The sequence below is a fragment of the Micropruina glycogenica genome, assembly GCF_900289045.1.
Lineage (GTDB): Bacteria > Actinomycetota > Actinomycetes > Propionibacteriales > Propionibacteriaceae > Micropruina > Micropruina glycogenica.
Window position 1 is genome coordinate 960877 of record NZ_LT985188.1, and the last position, 16362, is coordinate 977238.

Consider the following 16362-nt stretch of genomic DNA (forward strand, 5'->3'; position numbering starts at 1 on the left):
ACATCGGGCCAAGTGGAAGGTTGGTGCTAGCATTGCTATCAAGAGGGTGGACGTGATGGCAACCTTGACGATCAGGCAGCTCGATGAGCGCACGCACGCCCGGTTGCGAGGCAGGGCTGCCAAGCACGGCCGGTCGGTCGAGGCTGAGGTTCGCGCGATCCTTGATGCGACTGTCGACCTGCCGGAGCAGAACTTTCTGCTTGCGCTTCACGCGGCGATGTCCGAGGTTGGCGGGGTCGATCTGACGCTGGAGCCGAGGACGGACCTGCCGCGTCCGGTGGATCTGTCGTGATTGTCGCCGACACCAACGTGGTGTCGGAGTTCATGCGCGATGAGCCCGACGCCGGCGTGTTGTCGTGGGCCGGTTCGCTTGGTCCCGCGGACCTCACCATCTGTGTTGTGACGGTCGAGGAGATCGAGCGGGGGATCGGCCGGCTTCCGAGCGGCAAGCGTCGCCGGCAACTCGAACAACGCTGGCAGGGCCAGGTCGCCGCGTTCCGGGAGGCGATCCTGGTCTACGACATGGAGGCCGCGACGGCGACGGCGCGCGTTGTGATCGCCGCGGAGGCAGCGGGCCGGCCGATGAGCCTTGCTGACGCGCAGATCGCCGGCATCTGTCTCGCCGGTGGTCACCGACTGGCCACGCGAAACGTCCACGACTACGAGGCCATCACCGACCTGGCGGTACTGAATCCCTTTGGCTGAGCCCAGGGAGCGCCAAGAGTCGGTGCCACTTTGCATAGGTCTCCAAGTCTGGCGTGGTTGCCAACGCTCGCGCCTTTTCCGCCCGGTGCTTCGGTGACCATTCGTTGGCCTCGATCAGCTTGCGCTCTTCGTGCAGCCAGTCCTCGGCGTCCATCGTGGCCTGGAAAGTTGTCGGGCGACGTGCCGCATCGGGTCCGGTCCGTTGGGGACGCCCTGGTGTCGACCCGAGGCGAGTTTGCGTATCGAGCCAACTGGCGCCGACAGCATGCTCGAGTCTACTTGAGAACCCGGCGTCCGCCGGGACGACGTTGAAGTGTCCGCCGGGATGATTGCACGCGACACGATGGGCGGTACCCCACCGTATGACGGTGAGGGCGGACTCGACCCAACGGTGGGGCGGGCGGAGCTCGAACACGCGACCCAGGGATTATGAGTGACCCGAATGTGTCGCTGACTAGGACATATTGCACGGCTATTGCACGCCGTGTGCAACAAGGACGCACTGGGTGCCGATGTCTGGCCATTTCTGGCTATACCCCCACCCCTATCGGAGTGGCGTGACAGCGCTCACTCAGTGTACCTCGATGGGTAGTAACTGGCATCTGGCAAGGTGGAATGATGTCACCACCGATGACGACAAGCATCGAGCCAAGGCTCGGATCGGCGGCTCGAGGCACGGCACTCCGAAGAGCTCGCCACCCAGGGAAACAGCCCCGAGATTGCCGCCCTCCACCGAAACGTCCCTGGCGATCAGCCTGGCCATCAGCGAAAACGCTATTGCACGCTATTGCATGCAACTATTTCGGCAGCAGTATCCCTGGGTCTCTCGATACCCCCATGGGGTAGCGGGCGAGGGGGTGGGGGTATGTGAGTCTCTTGTGCCGTTGTGGTACGATATTTGGTACCGAAGGTGAGAGGGGCGTGAGATGTCGACGATGAGTGCGAGCGAGGCGCGCAAGAACCTGTTCCCGTTGCTGGGACAGGTGAACGAGGACCACGACGTGGTCCGGATCACATCCAAGGCCGGCAATGCTGTCCTGATCTCCGAGGCCGACTACGAGGCCTGGCAGACCACGCGGCATCTGTTCTCCACTCCGGCGAATGCCCGCCGCCTGCTGGGCTCGATCCAGGAATGGCACGACGGCAACCTGGTCACCGAGGCGCTGCCTGAGGACGCAGAAGGCGACGAGTGAACCTCGCCTTCACCCCGACCGGCTGGGACGACCTGAACTACTGGGCCGACAGGGATCGGGCGACCTACAAGAAGGTCCGCGTGCTGCTGAAGGAAGTCGTGCGGACGCCGTTCGAGGGCACCGGGAAACCCGAGCCGCTGAAGTACCAGCTCGGCAACGTCTGGTCGCGTCGGATCACCCAGGAGCATCGACTGGTCTACGCGGTGGAGGACGAGCAGATCGTCGTGCTGGCGGCGCGCTTCCACTACGGCGAGTGAGTCGTCTGCTGTGAGGCTTGCGCTGAGGAGGTGACATCGTGGGAGCCCTGACGATCAGGCAGCTCGACGAGCGCACATATGCCCGTCTTCAGACCCTGGCTGCAGAGCACGGCCGGACGGTCGAGGCTGAGGTTCGCGCGATCCTGGACGCGGCGGTCGACGTCCCGGAGGAGAACTTCCTGCTAGCGCTACATGCTGCGATGTCCGAGGTTGGCGACGTGAACCTGCCACCCGAGCCGCGGATTGACCCTCCGCGTCCGGTGGACCTCTAGGGATGCGCTGATCTTTGTGGTGTGCGGTTCGGTGGCTGGCTTCGGCTGTTGGGACGCGAAATTGTTGGGGTATGGACAGCGAGCAGCCTTCTTTCGCCGATGTCGAGTACGGCAATCGTCGGCGGGTTTCCAAACGTGAGCAGTTCTTGGAGCAGATGGAGGCCACGATCCCGTGGCAGGTGTGGATCGATCTGATCGAGCCGTACTACTACCTGGACCGGCCAGGTAAGACGGGTCGGAAGGCGAAGCCGCTGGCGATGATGCTGCGCATGTATTTGCTGCAGGTCTGGTTCAACCTGTCCGATGAGGGGGTCGAGGACGCGATCTACGACTCGTTCGCGATGCGCCGGTTCCTGGGTGTGGACTTCACGGTGGAGCAGGTGCCCGACGCGACCACATTGCTGCACTTTCGTCACCTGTTGGAGAAGCATCAGCTTGGCCAGAGACTGCTGGCGGCGCAGAACGACCTGTTTGAGCGTGAGGGTTGGATCATGCGGGGCGGGACGATCGTGGACGCCACGATCATTGCGGCACCGTCATCGACCAAGAACGCCACCGGTGCCAGGGACCCCGAGATGCACCAGACCCGCAAGGGCAATCAGTGGTACTTCGGGATGAAGGCCCACATCGGTACCGATGCCGGCACCGGATATGTGCACTCGGTCACCGCCACCGCAGCGAACGTGTCCGATATCACCGAGGCTGCCCATCTGATGCGGCCCGATGACACTGCCGGGTGGGGCGATGCCGGTTACCTGGGTGTCGACAAACGCGAGGAGATCACCGGCGATCCCCACCTCGCCGGCGTCACCTGGCACATTGCAGCCCGCAAGAGCCAGTTGGCGAGGATGCATCCTCATGAGCGGGCGATCGAGTCCCGCAAGGCCGGGGTGCGGGCCAAGGTCGAGCACGCGTTCCTGATCGTCAAACGAGACTTCGGGTTCACCAAGACCCGCTACCGCGGCCTGGCGAAGAATCTCCATCGTCTCCACGTCGCGTTCGCGTTGGCGAACTGGCTGATGCGGGCACGTGCCGTCGCTCTCACCACGGCGGCGGCATAGCGTCAGCCTGCCCGAAACCGCCCCAACAGGCCCCCCGCAGCGAATCGATCAGCCGACAACGCCCACACCCAACCCCTCCAAGAGCACGATCACCGTCACTCACGCCACGAATGGCACGTTGATCAGCGGTTCCCTAGATATCTGTGGTGGCTCGCGGACGCCTCCGCCTAGGAGCCTGCTGAACAAGGCGCCGTTCTGAGGGTGCGTTGTGTGTTGGTGGCGGGCGGGACGCCGCCATGGCCCGTCGAGCGGCGAGTTTGAGTCAGCATTTGAGAGGGCGACAGCGGGGTCGTCCCGCCCGTCTGGGGTCCGTGGTGGCCGCTGTTGGCTGGGGGTTCAGTGCCCCGGGGGGTCTGTCAGGCGATCGCCCAGCCGGTCGGTCCGTGGGTGAGGCCGAGGGCGAGGAGTCGGCGCAGGTTGATCGCCGCGATCCGGTTGTGGAGCCAGTTGTTGTTCCTGGTCACGCCTCGGTAGCGGAGTCGCCGGTTGCTTCGGGTCAGCCAGGCGATGGTGCGTTCGACCATGGGCCGGTGTTGCCGGTAGGTGTCCTGGAAACCTTCGTCGGCGGCCCGTTGACGGTGCTGGCGTTGCAGCAGATCATGCTCGTGGAGCTGCACGGTGCGGCCCTTCGCGGCGGTGGTGCACAAGGCCCGCAGAACGCATGTGGCGCACGCCTGCTTGAACACTGCTCGGCGGCCCTTGGTGAGGGTGCGGGTCACGCCGGCCGGGCAGGTCAGGGTGCCTGCGGCCGGGTCGTGGGTGAAGTCGTCGATGGTGAACCCGCCCTCGACGACCGGCTTGATCGGCCACGGCTTCAATAGCGGCGTCCACCCCTTGCCGTTGAGCATGGCGAGCATGTCGCCGGTGGCGTAGGCCGAATCACCCAGCACCTCGACCGGGCCGGTGATCGTCGGGTCGGCGACAACCAGCCGGGCACCGACGGTGGCGTCGCTGTTGTCCGGGCCAGCGGCCTTGGTCAGCTCAACCATCGTTGCCAGCCCGGTATCAGGCTCGATCACCACATGGGCCTTGAACCCGTCCTGGCGACGTTCCACTGTCTTGTGCGCATGCCTAGCCTGCGGATCCACCGTCGAGATGACCCGATCCGGGGCGACCCGCCGGGCGATCCGCCACCGGCCATCGGTGCCGTCAGAGTCTTCGGCCGGTTCGACATCCTGCCCGGCGACCAACGCGAGTAGGGCGATCGCCTCGGCCGGCTTGCCGCCGGCGGCAGTGATCGTCTCGACATCAAGGCCGTCGAGCAGGGCAAGGGCGTCGTTCACGAGTGCGGTCACCAACTCGTCGCGGGCCTGGGCGTCGTCCCAGGCGATCCTCGGTTTCGCGGTGCTGTCATAGCCCTGCCCGGTCAACGCGGCCAGCCGGGTGCAGCGTTCGGCGATCACCTGATGGGCGCCGGGCACCTCCCGGCCGACCCGGCGGACCTGCGCGATCAGCTGGGTGACGGTGTCCTGTCGGGCCACCGCATCATCCAGGATCGTCGAATCCAACACACGGCGCTGCCGTCCCTTCACCGCACCCGTCGCGGCGATCACGTCGCGGACCACCTCGAAGATCCGCTGCGGCCGCTCCGAACTGGCCAGCCGGGCACGCCATACCGTCAACGACGACGCGTCGAACGCCTTCGCGTCGACCGGATAGCCACACGCCGCCTTCCACCGCAGGTCGAACGTGAGCGCGTCGACCGCCTCCCGGTCGGACAGGCCGTGAAGGGATTGCAGCACGATCACCGACGCGATCACCTCGCCCGGGATCGAGGGCCGACCCCGCCCCGACGGGAACAAATCAGCGAACAACGCGTCCGGGAACAACCGATCACGGTGCTCGGCCAGGAACCTGAACACGCTGCCCACCGGCAGCAGATGCCCTGCCAACGACTCCACGTCCAACACGTCCCGCTGCGGACTCGACCCACCCCGCACAACCCAACAATTCCAGTCGACCGACAACCAGACCGGGCGCCACGCAGACGGATTGTTCAGCAGGGTCCTAGAGATCCTCACAGCCGGTCTCATGAGTTTCGGGCGAGCGCGCGTTCCAACCGGAGCGCAACTCTGTCGGTCGCGTTCGAGGTCGCTTGGAGCACCCGTCGTCTCGTGACCAGACCGATTCGCAGTGCGTCCGAAACCGCTCGGTCTAGTTGTTCTTGCGAGGCGGTCGACCCGGCCGCGTCGAGCAGGCTGCGCAACGGGGTGGTCACGACCCAGGCGTGACGACTCTCGAGGTCGTTCTCCGACACATAGCCGGCATGCAGCACGATCAGATCGGCGACGGCGAAGAAGCCTGGCGGGACCGTCAGGTGGAGCTTGGCCGGGTCGACGTCCGAGAGCCCATGGACCGCCAGCGCCGAGTCGTGAGAGACCACGCCTCGCCCCCCGCTCCACAGAGTCCAGCGAACGTAGACGTCCTCTGACCCGAGCGGCCAGCCGCGGAGACGAAAGATGCCCCGGTCGACTCGCACCCAGTTCCCCGCGTCGACATGGTACTTCTGCGCCTGATACGAGTAACCGGCGGCGACGGCCTGGGCCGCTGAGAAGTACCCGGCCTGCTCGAATGCGAGCGCGTCGAGCGTCCGTCGCCGGGTGGTGCGAGTACTCGTCACGGGTTCGATTCTAGCCGGTCGTAACTACAGCTCAACTTTAGTTAAAAGTCGAGTCCTGGAGAGAAACTACAGCGGCGCTTGGCGGCCACCCTCCAGGGAACCTCCGCGACCTGGCGTGCGGTCCCGTTGCCAGTACGGAGGCTGCGTGGTGACTCGCAGCAATGTCTGAAAGGCCGTCTATGGTGAGAGCAATGAGCACGATCACGCCCCAAGAGGCGCCCCAGAACTTCGGTGAGGTCTTCACCAGGCGCTGGGTCGTGGACACGCTGCTCGACCTCACTGGCTACACCGTCGACCGCGACCTCGGCGCGCTCACGGCCGTGGAACCGTCCGCGGGTTCGGGTGCATTCCTGCTGCCGATGGTCGAGCGACTGGTCGCCAGCGCGCGGCAGCACAACCGTGAGCTGAGATCGCTTGAAGGCTCGATCCGTGCTTGGGAACTCCAGTCGGCGAACGTCCAGTCGCTTCGCTCGGAGGTACGGCAGCTGCTGACCAAGTCGGGCGCGTCCGAGCTGGATGCGAGCCATCTTTCGCACGCGTGGGTCATCGAGGGCGACTTCCTGCTTCCAGATGGAGACGACCTGCTGACCGCGGGTGCCGTCCAGGTGGAGGCCGACGTCGTGATCGGTAACCCGCCCTACATCCGGTTTGATGACCTGGGGGACGCGATCGCCACTGAGTACCGGCGCCGCTGGTCAACGATGGCCGGCCGCGGAGACATCTATGTGGGCTTCTTCGAGCGCGGCCTGGCGATGCTGAAGCCGGGCGGCAAGCTCGGCTTCATCTGCGCCGACCGCTGGATGCGGAATGCCTACGGCGCCAAGCTCCGCTCGCACGTCACCGAGCACTACGCCGTGGAGACGATCTGGCAGATGCACGACGTCGACGCCTTCGAAGCCGAGGTCAGCGCCTATCCGGCCATCACCGTGTTGGCCAATCGGCCACAGGGCGAGGTGTCGGTCATCGATGCCACGGCCGAGTTCGGGTCCGGCTCGGCGAGTAAGGCAGTCGCGTTCGTTGCATCCGACAAGCAGGAGGTGGCGGGGGACGGGTTCAAGGCTGCCCGACTCCCGAGCTGGTTCGAGGGGTCCGATCTTTGGCCGGCCGGCGGACCGGAGGAGATCCGTCTTCTGGAGGATCTGAACGAGCGCTTTCCGGTTCTTGAACAGACCGGCGGGGATACTCGGATCGGCATCGGTGTCGCGACCGGTGCCGACAAGGCCTACTTGGTAGACCCGGCCGCGACCGACGTCGAGCCCGACCGGCTCACGCCCATCGTGATGGCCGACGACATCCGCTCGGGCCGACTCACCCCTCCCCGGAAGGTGCTCATCAATCCGTGGGACGGCGAGGGCCGGCTGGTCGACGTCAAGGCGTTCCCCCGAATGGCGAAGGCCCTTGCCGAGCACCCGAGCGTGGTGACCCGATTCGTCGCCAGGAAGAACCCCGACGATTGGCATCGCACCATCGACAAGGTCTATCCCGGACTGGCCGAGCGCCCGAAGCTGCTGCTGCAGGACATGAAAGCCCAGATCACTCCGGTATACGAGCCGGGCGGTCTCTACCCGCACCACAACCTGTACTACATCACCTCGACCGGTTGGGATCTCGAGGTGCTCGGTGGTCTCCTGCTCTCGCGGATCGCAGAGGCCTTCATCTCGGCCTACGGCGTCAAGATGCGCGGCGGGACGCTGCGATTCCAGGCGCAGTACCTGCGAAAGATCCGTGTCCCGGCTCCGGAGACCATTCCGACCGAGTTGGCCGACCGTCTGCGTGAAGCCTTCCGCGCCTATGACAGGGACGAGGCCACCAGGGCGGCCGAGGCAGCCTACGGCCTTCCTGAAGGCAACCTGTAGCGCGTTCGGTCTCAGGCCGGGCGCGGTTTCGATAGGTTCAGAGCATGCCTGCTGAGTTCATCTGGAAGACGCCCATCGAACTCTTCTGGCAGGTGCGTAACGCCCAGACGCAGAAGCAGATCGAGGCCGGTGTCATCGATGCCGGCACCCGGGGGTCGGTCACTGGCGGCAAGCACATGGACGGACTCACCGCCGCCGTGGCGAACCTGTTCCGGTTCGACCCTGAGATCGTCTTCCAGATCCACCACGGCGGCCGGCTCAGCCTTCCCGGCTACTACCGCCGCACCAAGGACTGGGATCTTGTTGTGCTCCACCGCGGCGTCCTGGTCGCAGCGATCGAGCTGAAGTCACAGGTAGGCAGCTTCGGCAACAACTTCAACAACCGAACCGAGGAAGCCATCGGCAACGCCGCCGATGTCTGGCGCGCCTACGAGGAGGGCTTCTTCGGCCATATCCGACCCTGGCTGGGCTTCATCATGGTGCTCGAGAGGGCGAAGGGGTCGACCACTCCGCTCGGCGACTCAGGTGCGCTGTTCGCCACCGACCCGATCTTCCACAACACCGGCTACCTCGACCGCTATCGCATCCTGATGCAGCGGCTCGTTCGCGAGAAGCAGTATGACGCCGCCGTGGTCGTCGCGACGGCCAAGGGCGAGGAGACGATCGACGAGCCAGTCTTCGACTTGTCCTTCGCCAACTTTGAGGCTGCCATCGCCGCTCGGATCGCCTACATCAAGGCTCTACCGGACGACGCGTTTCAAGCCGACACGCTTCCAGTGTGAGAGTTCGCGGTGCGCCTCGCTCTTGCATGTCCTGAAGACCTCACTATCGGTCCTATGGGGTGGCCTGTGGCGGGAGATTCAGGTCGAGGAGGTTCCACACGATGAGCGCCGCCAGGATCAGATAGCCGACGAGGTAGAAGACCCGTAGCTTCTGACTGGAGTGGGTTTCGTGAGCCTTCCTCCAGGCGGACTTCTTGCTTGCGGTGTAGATCTGGTGAGAGAGCATTTCACCTGGGTCGAGGCCAAGTCGAGGTCCGAGCTTGGTCTCAAGCGCGTTGGCCGCCAGCCCGGCGCCGCCGAGCATCGGGTGGTACCACTTGTAGTCGCTCATGAAGAAGGCGGTCCAAATGGCCGCCCCGAGCAGGCCGAGGAACGCCGAGTAGCCGAACTTGAACGTGCCGACGGCGATGAACTTGTTGGCCACCGAGGTTCCGACCGCGAAGCCCACGATTGCTGTAAGCGCAGTGAGTGCCAGGCTCCGGATTCTCCACTCCAGATCATTGAAGTGCTTCTGCACGCCCACGACGACTTCCCACTGCTTCGCGAGCCCAGCGAGTTCGCTCGATGACTGCGAGTCGTTCGCGGTGAGTTCCTCGATCGGTTCGGGGGCAGGCCCTCGGAAGAGTTCGAGGATGCGTTCAAACACCGCACACCCCTAGAAGATCCGAGTACTCCGCCAACACGTACGTCGGGTGGGGAGCATTCGCAGCGCCGAGCACGCGCTCTCGTTCTACGTCGGCATCAGACCAGTGCGTCACGCGACGCAGCAACTCGTACTCCGGCTTGGCTACCGCAACGCCGTAGGCCGCGTGAGCGGAAGGGACGCCAACGCCGTTGGCCATCCCGATGTCCTTGATCAAGGAGTCGCCTACGAAGAGGGCGTCCGAGGGAGCGATGTCGCAATCGTCCAGGATGCTCGTGAGGATGGTCGGGTCTGGCTTGAGGTAGCCGGGCGGCGTCGTCCGATGCTCGGTGTCCTTGAGGCCGTAGGAACTGGGTTCGTTCGTGCGAAGCTCGTCTCGGGACATGCCCTCTGGGAAGCCCTGATCCGGCGCCGAGAACAGGACGTTAATGAGCCCGTCCAGGCCGGTCTTGCGAATGCGCCACTCGGTCCAGTACGCGTTCGACTCGGTGAAGGCGACCACCCTCACGCCGGCGCTACTCAGCCGCCTGAGCGTGTCGAAAACGCCATCGTAGAGGCGCGTCTCAGCGCGTCGCACCCGCGCCCGGACGGCCAGAGCTTCTGCAAAGACCTCGCTCGGACGCCGTGGCCACGCCCGCTCCACCAGGCAGGGCATCTCGTCCAGAACGAACGTGTACTCGGTTGTGCCGACCCTTTGGTGGACCATGCGCATCTCGGGCTCCAGGTCTTCCGCCGGCAGGCCGGTGAGATCTTCGAGCTTTGTGAGCATCGCCGAGAACGAGGCATACCAGACGTGGAACCAATCCCAGAGAGTGTTGTCCAAGTCCGTCACGATCAGCTTCGTCGCCACATTCACCTCCCTGAGATCCGATCGTCAGCATAGGGGAGCCCACCCACACGATCGCCGCTTCGATCCAACACACCCGCTACACACTTGGTCCGGTGGGCCTGCGGCAACCTTCCCCCGGCTGTGGACAACCCAAGATCGATGCTGTGCGCTAGAATTCTGTACATGACCACACTGTCACTGGCTGAGGCCCGGGCCAACCTATCCAAGCTTGTGGAGTCGGCCGTGTCAACGCACGAGCGGTTCGAGGTGACGCGCAACGGCGACCGGGTAGCAGTCCTGCTCGGTGCGGATGACTACGACTCCCTGCTGGAGACGCTCGACATCCTGAGCAGTCCCGATGAGGTCGAGGCGATCCGCGCAGGTCTGGACGATCTGGAGAGCGGAGAGGTCAGTTCCGCGGACGAGGTTCGTGCCGCGCTGGCTGCACGCGGAAAGTAGTCGCGGTGCCGGGCCCCTATGAGGTCGTGTTCACGAGGACGGCCCGTCGGGCACTCGAGCGGGATCTCCCCGAGAAGGTCGCGGCGGCCGCCTTCGAGTTCATCATGGGCGCTCTGCGCGCGAACCCACGGCGAGTCGGCAAGCCTCTGCGTGAACCGCTAGCTCCGCTGTATGCGGCCCGGCGGGGCGAGTACCGGGTGATCTACCGAATCGTCGATCAGCGTCTCGTCATCGAGATCGTCTCGGTCGTGCATCGCCGGGACGCGTACCACTCGTGACCTATGCGCCCGCTGAAGCCGTCCGCTCCTGAATGAACCGATCGAGGATGTCGGCGGTGGGTTGGCTGAAGATGGCCGGCCAGATGCCGTGGTCCCCGTCGCGAACCTGAATGAGCTCGACGGGCTGGTGGGCGCTTCGGAGCGCTTCATAGTGGTAGACGCTCTGCGCGAAGGGGATCAGCCGGTCCTTCGACCCGTGGATCATCAGCAGTGGTGCGAGCGGCCGGTCGGCCGCGACCCGGCTCGACGGGTTGGCCTGCTGAACCAGCGCAGGTGCGCTCGAGGGTGAGATCCCGCCGAGCAGGCGACCCTCCGGACTGTCGGGGTCGGAGTGGTCCATGGTCGTGGGTTCGGCATTCAGCCGGCCGAGGTCGGTCGGCCCGTAGAAATCGATGAACGCCTTGAGGTCGAGGGGCTCGCCCGGCTCGTCGTCGAACTGGGCGAGGTCCTGCGTGGCGTGGACCATGAGGGCGGTGTGCCCTCCGGAGGAATCTCCGGCCATCACGATCCGGCCGGTGTCGATGGAGTATTCGTCCGCATGGGTGCGGAGCCAGCGGACGGCGGTCTTGGCGTCCTGCACCTGCGCAGGGAACACTGCCAGGCTGGACGGCCGGTATTCCACGATCGCGACCGTGTAGCCGCGCTCGGCGAACCGGCACCAGAACGCCATCGATGCCCCCAGCGCCTGCTCGCCCCACGCCGAGCCCTGGACGAACACCACGCACGGGAACCGGTCGCTGAACACCTCGGAGGGCTCGGCGAAGGTCGCGTCCCGACTCGGCTGGATGATCTGAAGATGCAGCGTGCGCCCACTCTTGATCGCGTAGGGCACGTTCAGGTGGACGAAGACGTTCAACGAGCCGCGAGCGGCCTCGACCACCCGCATGCCGGGGGCTGTTGCCGTCGAGTGCGGGAACTCCTCGTGACTCATCTCTGTCGGGTGCACGCCACCATCGTGGCAGTCGCCCGCGGGAATCGCTGGTCCGCGGGCCCATCCCGAGGCCAGCCGTCCATCGAGGCTGGGAGCCACGCAGCCCGTTCGTCAGATTCATCGGGCCAAACGTGTCCGGAACGACCCACTTCTGAGGCTTAAGGCGGTATAGACGCAGAACTCCCGTCCCTGACGTCCCGATCGCGGACTGCTGAGGACAACGCGTGGGAAGTCCTGCGAACTCCTGGGCTCTCGAGCGTCCTGATCGACCCGCCCGTGGGCTTAGGGACGGTGAGCGGCCTTCTGCCGGAGAGGAGGTGTGCGTTGACAATCAGTCTGAAGAAGGTGACTGCCGGGTCGGGGTACACCTACCTGACCCAGCAGGTGGCCGCGCAAGACGGCCAGGTGCGCACCGGTCTGGCCGCCTACTACGAGGAGAAGGGCGAGGCGCCGGGCGTCTGGATGGGCACCGGCCTCGACGCCTTCGACGGGCTCAACGCCGGCGACCCGGTCACCGAGGCACAGATGCTCGCGCTCTTCGGCAACGGCCTGCACCCGCTCGCCGATCAGATCCGCCATGACGCCCTCGCCGCCGGCCTGACCGAGCGCCAGGCGGAGAACGCGTGCCGACTCGGACGCCCCTTCGCCGTCCGCGACACCCGTCCGCCGGAGTTCAAGCAGGAGCTGAAGCGCCGCTACGCCGCAGCCAACATGGCAGCCGGACGCCGTCCCAACGCCCGGCTCGATTCGGACGTGCTCGCGCAGATCCGCACGGAGGTCGCCACCGAGTTCTTCGTCAAGGAGTTCGGCCGGCCGCCCGAGTCTCCGCGCGAGCTCCACCGTGAGGTCGCGATCTGGTCGCGTCCGACCGCCACGACGATCGCCGGTGTCGATCTCACCGTGTCGCCGACCAAGTCTTTCTCCACCGCCTGGGCGCTCGCTCCGCTCGCCACCAGCCGGCAGTTCGAGGACCTGCACCACCGCGCCGTCTCTCGGATGATCACCTATCTGGAGACTCAGGCGTTCAGCCGGGTCGGGCCAGGCGGCGTCCGCAACGTCTAGGCCCGCGGCCTGGTCGTCGCCGCGTTCGACCACCGCAGCACCCGCGCCGGCGACCCGGATCTGCACACGCATCTCGTCATCGCCAACAAGGTGCAGGCCGGCGACGGACGCTGGTACGCCCTCAACACCAACCTGATCTACAAGGCGAAAGTCGCCGCGTCCGAGCTGTACACCGCCGCGCTGGAGGCCGGTCTCGCCGAGACCTTCGGCATCCAGTTCGTCGAGCGCACGACCGGACGCGGCAAGCGTCCCATCCGCGAGGTCGACGGCATCGATCCGGCGCTGAACACGCGCTGGTCGACCCGCCGCCGACAGATCGAACACCGCCGGGACGAACTCGCCGCCACCTTCCTCGCTGATCACGGCCGTCCGCCCACCGAGGTCGAAATGATCGCCCTCGCCCAGCGCGCCAACCTCGAGACCCGCGACGCCAAGCCCGAGCCGCGCTCGCTCGCCGAGCAGCGGGCTACCTGGCGCATCCAGGCCGAACAGGTGCTGGGCGCCAGGGGAGTGGACCGCATGCTCGCTGCCGCGTTCGGCCGCGAACCCGTCCACGCCCAGACACCGACCATCGACTGGCTGATCGACACCTCCGCCCGCATTATCGGCGTCGTCGAGCAAGATCGGTCCACCTGGCAGGGCTGGCACGTCCGCGCTGAGGCGCTGCGGCAGGCACGAGCAGCCGGCGTCTCCACCGAACTGCTCGACCGGGTCGTCGACACCCTCGTCGACCTCGCCCTGGAGACCCGATCGCTGCGGCTCACCAAGGACGACCCGATCGAGGAACCCGACGCGCTGCGCCGCAGCGACGGCCAGAGCGTCTACACCATCCCCGGCATGGACTGGTACACCTCCAGCCGCATCCTCGACGCCGAGGACCGCATCGTCGCCCACGCCGGACGCGCCGACGGACGCGTGGTCGCCCGGGAGGTCGTCGACCTCGCAATGCTCGAAGCACTCGCCAACGGCACCCAGCTCACCCCGGGGCAGCGCGAGCTGGTGGGCTCGATGGCCCGCTCCGGACGCCGCGTCCAGCTCGCGATCGCGCCCGCCGGCACCGGCAAGACCACCGCGATGCGCACCCTCGGCGCGGCCTGGACCGAATCCGGCGGCACCGTCATCGGCCTGGCTCCGTCCGCGGCTGCCGCGAAGGCGCTCGCCGACCAGCTGGACGTGCCGTGCGACACGCTCGCCAAGCTCACCTGGAGCCTCGACCATCCAGACCAGCCCCAGCCCGCGTGGATGGCGGCCATCGGAGCCGACAGCCTCGTCGTGATCGACGAAGCGGGCATGGCCGACACCCTCAGCCTTGACCGCGCGATCGAGCACATCGTCGGGCGCGGCGGCAGCGTCCGGCTCATCGGTGACGACCGGCAACTGTCCGCGATCGGCGCCGGCGGCGTCCCGGCCGACATCGAAGCCGCTGTCGGTGCCTGCCGGCTTGTCGAGGTGCTTCGCTTCGACGACCCGGCCGAAGCTGAAGCCTCGCTGGCGCTCCGAGAGGGACGCGCCGAGGCACTCGGCTACTACCTCGACCACGACCGCATCCACGTCGGCGACATGGCGACCATGGCGCACGCCGTGCTGGACGCCTGGACACAGGACCACGCCAACGGCCTGGACGCCGCTAATGCTCGCCCCGACCAGGGACCTCGTCACCGAGCTGAACCGGCTCGCGCAGCGGCGCCACCTCGAAGGCCGCACCATGCTCGGTCGCGGCACCGAGTTGGCCGACGGCTGCATCGCAGTCGCCGGCGACCTGGTGATCACCCGCGTCAACGCCCGCCAGTTGCCGGTCGGCAGCCGTGACTGGGTGAAGAACGGCGACCGGTGGAGCGTGGCGAGCGTATTCCCTGATGGCAGCATGCGCGTCCAGAGCCGGCGGACGAAGCACACCGTGAAGCTGCCCGCCGACTACGTCCGCGGGTGCGTCGAGCTCGGCTACGCCACCACGATCCACGGTGCCCAGGGGCTCACCGCCGACAGCATGCACGGACTGGCGACCGGCGAGGAGTCCCGGCAGGAGCTGTACACGATGCTCACCCGCGGACGGCGGGCGAACCACCTCTACCTCGAGGTCGTCGGCGACGGCGACCCGCACGCGCTCGCACACACCGACTCGGTCCACCTGCTCACTGCTGTCGAGCGGCTGGAGCGGGCGCTCACCCACAACGACGCGCCCGTGTCGGCCAGCACCCAGCTCCGCGAGCAGGACGACCCGACGAAGCTCCTCGCGCCGGCCGCGGCGCGGTACACGGACGCGCTCGGCGTGGCCGCCGAACAGGTCCTCGGGCGAGAGGTCGGCCAGCGGCTCGACCAGGCTGCCGACAACCTCGTCCTGTGGCTCACCGAGTGCCCGGCCTGGGACACCCTGCGCTCCGATCTGCTGGGTCTCGCCGCGGACGGCCATGACCCGGTCGCGCTGTTTCGGAGGATCACCAGACTTGGCGAACTGAACACGGCCCGCGATGCCGCGGCCGTGCTCGACCATCGTCTGCACCTACTGGTGCCGGACGAGCGCAGGGACCGCTGCCGTGGCTGCGCGGCATCCCGTCGAAGGTGGCTGAGGACGCGACGTGGGGGCCATATCTCCGGGCCCGCGCGGAGCGCGTCGAGGTGCTCACGGAAGCGGTCCGCAGGGCGACCATCGCCGGGGACGTCCCCCTGGCCTGGCTACGGAATCCAGTGGGTCGTCCACACCTCCGCCGGGACGACGAGGTGCTTGTGGATATCTCGATCTGGCGGGCGGCGATGGGTGTCGACGGCACCGACAGGCGCCCGACTGGCGAACCCGCGATGGCGGACGCCGCCAGGGGCTGGCAGAACGATTTGGACGCACGCCTGGAAGATCTCGTCGGCATCGAGGCCGGAGTGTGGAGCCGACTCCTCACGTGGGCCGACCCCGCGATCGCCCGGGACTCGGACCGCCTGGAGGTCGCGCAGCGCCTCCACCAGCTCGAGGTGCACGGCCTACGTGTGGCCCCGTGGTGAAGGAGGCGCTCGCCCAGGGGCACCTGCCCGCCGACCATGCAGTGTCCGCCCTCTGGTACCGAGTAGCGGGCCTGCTCAAGAGAGGCCGATCCTTCCCGCCGGCCGCGCTGGGAAACCGTCGAGCCGCGTCCGATCCCGCGACCCGAGTCCGAGAGCGCCCCCTGGACCATCAGCCCTGATCACGTCGGCTTCTGAACACCCACCACGAAAAAGGAGACACCCATGTCCGTCATCGAGAGCACCAAGCCGGGCGCCTTCGTCTCGCTTGCCCAGGCCGCCGACATCCTCGGCATCAGCGTTCACACACTGCGCCGCCGCATCGCCGCTGGCGAGCTGCCCGCCTTCCGTACGGGGCGCCGAATCATCCGCGTCCGGGTCACCGACCTCGAGAGGCTCCTACATCGAGTGCCCACTTGGGGCTAG

18 protein-coding genes and 1 pseudogene are annotated in these 16362 nt (G+C 66.6%); 14 read left to right on the forward strand and 5 right to left on the reverse strand.

Features of this window, described 5'->3' with window-relative positions; genetic code table 11:
- Positions 1-55: 55 nt before the first annotated feature.
- From MPLG2_RS04485 to MPLG2_RS04510, 6 genes are all read left to right on the forward strand, one after another.
- A complete protein-coding gene (locus MPLG2_RS04485) occupies positions 56-292 on the forward strand; it encodes a FitA-like ribbon-helix-helix domain-containing protein (protein WP_105185106.1) in 237 nt (78 codons plus the stop codon).
- A complete protein-coding gene (locus MPLG2_RS04490; RefSeq protein ID WP_105185107.1) occupies positions 289-705 on the forward strand; it encodes a type II toxin-antitoxin system VapC family toxin in 417 nt (138 codons plus the stop codon). The genes MPLG2_RS04485 and MPLG2_RS04490 overlap by 4 nt, the downstream gene beginning before the upstream one ends.
- Positions 706-1640: 935 nt before the next feature.
- Complete coding sequence (locus tag MPLG2_RS04495) at positions 1641-1898, forward strand: type II toxin-antitoxin system Phd/YefM family antitoxin (protein WP_269459169.1); 258 nt, start codon at positions 1641-1643, stop codon at positions 1896-1898.
- Entirely contained in the window at positions 1895-2155 is a 261-nt protein-coding gene (locus tag MPLG2_RS04500) for a Txe/YoeB family addiction module toxin (RefSeq protein WP_105185109.1), read from the forward strand. The genes MPLG2_RS04495 and MPLG2_RS04500 overlap by 4 nt, the downstream gene beginning before the upstream one ends.
- Positions 2156-2193: 38 nt before the next feature.
- On the forward strand, positions 2194-2427 hold the full coding sequence (locus tag MPLG2_RS04505) for a FitA-like ribbon-helix-helix domain-containing protein (RefSeq protein ID WP_105185110.1): 234 nt from the start codon (positions 2194-2196) through the stop codon (positions 2425-2427).
- 71 nt (positions 2428-2498) lie between these two features.
- A complete protein-coding gene (locus tag MPLG2_RS04510) occupies positions 2499-3488 on the forward strand; it encodes an IS5 family transposase (RefSeq protein WP_105185111.1) in 990 nt (329 codons plus the stop codon).
- A gap of 356 nt (positions 3489-3844) precedes the next feature.
- Here the strand turns inward: MPLG2_RS04510 and MPLG2_RS04515 are convergent, their stop codons facing one another.
- Together MPLG2_RS04515 and MPLG2_RS04520 are read right to left on the reverse strand one after the other, a co-directional pair.
- A complete protein-coding gene (locus MPLG2_RS04515) occupies positions 3845-5428 on the reverse strand; it encodes an IS1182 family transposase (protein ID WP_105185112.1) in 1584 nt (527 codons plus the stop codon).
- Between the two features lie 89 nt (positions 5429-5517).
- The gene (locus tag MPLG2_RS04520) at positions 5518-6108 is read right to left on the reverse strand and encodes a type IV toxin-antitoxin system AbiEi family antitoxin domain-containing protein (protein ID WP_105185113.1); all 591 of its coding nucleotides are present in this window, start codon (positions 6106-6108) and stop codon (positions 5518-5520) included.
- A gap of 191 nt (positions 6109-6299) precedes the next feature.
- Between MPLG2_RS04520 and MPLG2_RS04525 the strand changes: the two genes are divergently transcribed.
- Positions 6300-7964: an Eco57I restriction-modification methylase domain-containing protein gene (locus MPLG2_RS04525; RefSeq protein ID WP_197710085.1), complete on the forward strand. Its 1665-nt coding sequence runs from the start codon at positions 6300-6302 to the stop codon at positions 7962-7964.
- A 44-nt stretch (positions 7965-8008) separates the two neighbouring features.
- Positions 8009-8746 (forward strand): PaeR7I family type II restriction endonuclease, encoded by a 738-nt coding sequence (locus MPLG2_RS04530; protein ID WP_105185115.1) that lies wholly within the window; start codon positions 8009-8011, stop codon positions 8744-8746.
- 52 nt (positions 8747-8798) lie between these two features.
- Here MPLG2_RS04530 and MPLG2_RS04535 read toward each other — a convergent pair whose 3' ends face one another.
- Together MPLG2_RS04535 and MPLG2_RS04540 are read right to left on the reverse strand one after the other, a co-directional pair.
- A complete protein-coding gene (locus tag MPLG2_RS04535; RefSeq protein WP_105185116.1) occupies positions 8799-9392 on the reverse strand; it encodes a hypothetical protein in 594 nt (197 codons plus the stop codon).
- Positions 9385-10239 (reverse strand): HAD family hydrolase, encoded by an 855-nt coding sequence (locus tag MPLG2_RS04540; protein WP_197710086.1) that lies wholly within the window; start codon positions 10237-10239, stop codon positions 9385-9387. Before MPLG2_RS04540 ends, MPLG2_RS04535 begins: the two co-directional genes overlap by 8 nt.
- A gap of 162 nt (positions 10240-10401) precedes the next feature.
- Between MPLG2_RS04540 and MPLG2_RS04545 the strand changes: the two genes are divergently transcribed.
- Complete coding sequence (locus MPLG2_RS04545) at positions 10402-10677, forward strand: type II toxin-antitoxin system Phd/YefM family antitoxin (protein WP_173909596.1); 276 nt, start codon at positions 10402-10404, stop codon at positions 10675-10677.
- Positions 10678-10682: 5 nt separating this feature from the next.
- On the forward strand, positions 10683-10955 hold the full coding sequence (locus MPLG2_RS04550; RefSeq protein WP_105185117.1) for a type II toxin-antitoxin system RelE family toxin: 273 nt from the start codon (positions 10683-10685) through the stop codon (positions 10953-10955).
- A 1-nt stretch (position 10956) separates the two neighbouring features.
- Here MPLG2_RS04550 and MPLG2_RS04555 read toward each other — a convergent pair whose 3' ends face one another.
- Positions 10957-11841, reverse strand: a complete 885-nt coding sequence (locus MPLG2_RS04555; protein ID WP_158680874.1) for an alpha/beta hydrolase — start codon at positions 11839-11841, stop codon at positions 10957-10959.
- 390 nt (positions 11842-12231) lie between these two features.
- Between MPLG2_RS04555 and mobF the strand changes: the two are divergent.
- From mobF to MPLG2_RS04575, 4 genes and pseudogenes are all read left to right on the forward strand, one after another.
- A pseudogene (gene mobF / locus MPLG2_RS19290) lies at positions 12232-13428 on the forward strand (MobF family relaxase); the annotation flags it as partial.
- A 465-nt stretch (positions 13429-13893) separates the two neighbouring features.
- Positions 13894-14757, forward strand: a complete 864-nt coding sequence (locus MPLG2_RS19295; protein ID WP_269459181.1) for an AAA family ATPase — start codon at positions 13894-13896, stop codon at positions 14755-14757.
- Between the two features lie 915 nt (positions 14758-15672).
- Entirely contained in the window at positions 15673-15939 is a 267-nt protein-coding gene (locus tag MPLG2_RS18305) for a hypothetical protein (RefSeq protein ID WP_158680876.1), read from the forward strand.
- A gap of 222 nt (positions 15940-16161) precedes the next feature.
- Positions 16162-16362, forward strand: a complete 201-nt coding sequence (locus MPLG2_RS04575; protein WP_105185122.1) for a helix-turn-helix domain-containing protein — start codon at positions 16162-16164, stop codon at positions 16360-16362.

Coding starts and splice junctions, on each gene's coding strand:
- MPLG2_RS04530 (WP_105185115.1), top strand. CDS start 8,009: ATGCCTGCTGAGTTCATCTGGAAGACGCCCATCGAACTCTTCTGGCAG.
- MPLG2_RS04575 (WP_105185122.1), top strand. CDS start 16,162: ATGTCCGTCATCGAGAGCACCAAGCCGGGCGCCTTCGTCTCGCTTGCC.
- MPLG2_RS04510 (WP_105185111.1), top strand. CDS start 2,499: ATGGACAGCGAGCAGCCTTCTTTCGCCGATGTCGAGTACGGCAATCGT.
- MPLG2_RS04495 (WP_269459169.1), top strand. CDS start 1,641: ATGAGTGCGAGCGAGGCGCGCAAGAACCTGTTCCCGTTGCTGGGACAG.
- MPLG2_RS04525 (WP_197710085.1), top strand. CDS start 6,300: ATGAGCACGATCACGCCCCAAGAGGCGCCCCAGAACTTCGGTGAGGTC.
- MPLG2_RS04545 (WP_173909596.1), top strand. CDS start 10,402: ATGACCACACTGTCACTGGCTGAGGCCCGGGCCAACCTATCCAAGCTT.
- MPLG2_RS04485 (WP_105185106.1), top strand. CDS start 56: ATGGCAACCTTGACGATCAGGCAGCTCGATGAGCGCACGCACGCCCGG.
- MPLG2_RS04555 (WP_158680874.1), bottom strand. CDS start 11,841: ATGCGGGTGGTCGAGGCCGCTCGCGGCTCGTTGAACGTCTTCGTCCAC.
- MPLG2_RS19295 (WP_269459181.1), top strand. CDS start 13,894: ATGCTCGAAGCACTCGCCAACGGCACCCAGCTCACCCCGGGGCAGCGC.